This window comes from Vibrio sp. 070316B (genome assembly GCF_013114115.1).
Taxonomy (GTDB): domain Bacteria; phylum Pseudomonadota; class Gammaproteobacteria; order Enterobacterales; family Vibrionaceae; genus Vibrio; species Vibrio chagasii_B.
The window spans coordinates 1-1,947 of the sequence record NZ_VTYC01000063.1 but is presented as its reverse complement, the minus strand read 5'-3'; the positions used below and the strand labels follow the sequence as shown (position 1 = coordinate 1,947).

At 40.7% G+C, this 1,947-nt stretch carries 3 protein-coding genes; all 3 read left to right on the top strand.

Features of this window, described 5'->3' with window-relative positions:
- Positions 1-115: 115 nt before the first annotated feature.
- A complete protein-coding gene (locus F0251_RS24155) occupies positions 116-340 on the top strand; it encodes a hypothetical protein (protein WP_116871525.1) in 225 nt (74 codons plus the stop codon).
- A 41-nt stretch (positions 341-381) separates the two neighbouring features.
- Positions 382-582 carry a hypothetical protein gene (locus F0251_RS24150; RefSeq protein WP_108167720.1) on the top strand — a complete coding sequence of 67 codons (201 nt, stop codon included), beginning with the start codon at positions 382-384 and terminating at the stop codon, positions 580-582.
- A gap of 130 nt (positions 583-712) precedes the next feature.
- On the top strand, positions 713-1,947 hold a 1,235-nt coding region (locus tag F0251_RS24145), incomplete at its 3' end, for a hypothetical protein (RefSeq protein ID WP_216610983.1).

Here is a 1,947-nt window from a genome sequence, read left to right as displayed (position 1 = left end):
TTGACCGCTTGCTTCTGACGAGAACTATCCGTGATTTAGAGGCTAAAAGAGACTTTCTTTTGTCTGAAATTGGCTCTCTTAATCGTCAAAAAAGCGCTTCAAGTAAGGCTTAACAATGAACTGCATTACAACCACTCAACAAGGTTACTTAAGAACGTCGACCGACGTTGATTGTCAGCTCGTAATGCTTAGTGACAGCGAATACAACAAATTAGTCTCTGGGGCGCAGTCTCTGACTATCGATTCAGAGCTATACACAACTGTTTCAGGTTGGGTTTTATTATCTTTCGTTTCAGGCCATGTGCTTGGACGAATCTTAAAAACTCTTGGCAAAGGCTAAGGGTCAACGTTTAGTAACACACTCTTAAAAAAGGAAATAATATGAAAAAACGTCTATTGGTTCTAGGTTCTACTGCTCTTGTATCGGCTTCGTCATTCGCTGATACTTCACCAATCACAACCGCGATTAATGACGCGGTAAGTACTGGTCAAGCTAACTACGGTTTAGTTGTTGTTGGCCTGATTGGTCTTGCAGCACTTGGCTTTGGTCTCCGCGCTATCGTCAACTCTATGGGGAACTAATGGGAGAGATTGTCTCTCAAGTTGTAACCATCCTATTTGGGGTGGTTATGGCGATGTCATTCGTATATGGCGTATATACGGGTATCAATGCCTCCTAGTTTGGAGGCGTTTTCTTATCTAGGGTTTTACAGTGAAACGATATCAACAATACCTCTCACTCTCTCTGGCTCTTGTCGCTTTCAATTCTAATGCTTTGCAGTGTGGCGCGGGTAAAGTTGAGGTTGATGGCGTTTGCGTTAGTTCCTGCAAGATCTTACAAGGCACCGGAAAAAACTTAACTTGGGATTCTTACATTTGGGGTGACAATCCCCGCTCTTACTGTATTGGTGATCGTTCAACTGGCGCAGCCTGTAACATGACGCCTAGTACAGTTTCAGTTTCAGTTGAAGCGGGACGATGGACTAACAAGTTTTACTATACTGGCTCCACTTGTAACTTTGACCAAATCAATCGCTACTCTGGTGATACTCCTGAGCCTTTTCCTTGGGAGAACGATATTAACCAAAATGGTATCGATGATAATTTGGAAGACTGGGACGGCGATGGTATCAAGAATGGTGAAGATACTAACCCAACGAGCAACAATAACATCGATGCTGATGAGAACAATAATGACATCCCTGATAACTTAGAGCCTTATTACGACAAGATAAGTGAAAACAGACCTGAAGTAATCCGTTGCTCTGATGATTCCCCTGATTGTAATAGCCATAATCAAGCTCTTTATTCTTTATCTATACACAATAGGGAGTTAGGTGAAACTATCCGCCTGATGAGTTCGAATCAACTAAGCGATGAATATTTTGAACACATAATGCAGGACTTTTCGAAAAGTGTTTATCAGCAACATGAGTTTACTCGCCGTGACATTCTGCTCAATAGGTCTCTGATTCAAGCCAAAAAAGATGGTGGCGTTGATAATTCAGATATTATTAACGCTGGCTTTGCTGCTATGAACGATGCCTTTGAAAAAGCGGATGGTGATTTGTCAGTTATTAAGTCAATGATTGCCGAGGTTAATGTTGATGTCGAAACTAACCGCACGATTGGTCAATCAAATATGCAGATTATGGGCAATGTGAATAGGAATGTTTCAGATATCAAGCGTTCTCTTGCTTCTGGTTCTGGTTCTGGTGGTTTAACTTCTCAACAAGCAAATCAATTAAAAAACGCTGCTAAAGCTAATGCTAACCAAAAGTTAATTAAACAACTGCAACAGGCTGTTAATGATTATGGTAATGCGTTTGATTTAATGGTTAATAACCAATCTGAAATTAAAAACGGTGTTGAAGTGAGTAACATGATTGCCGCGTCAATTTCTGATGATGTTAATGAAAACACCAATCAACGCTTTAATCAGTTGAC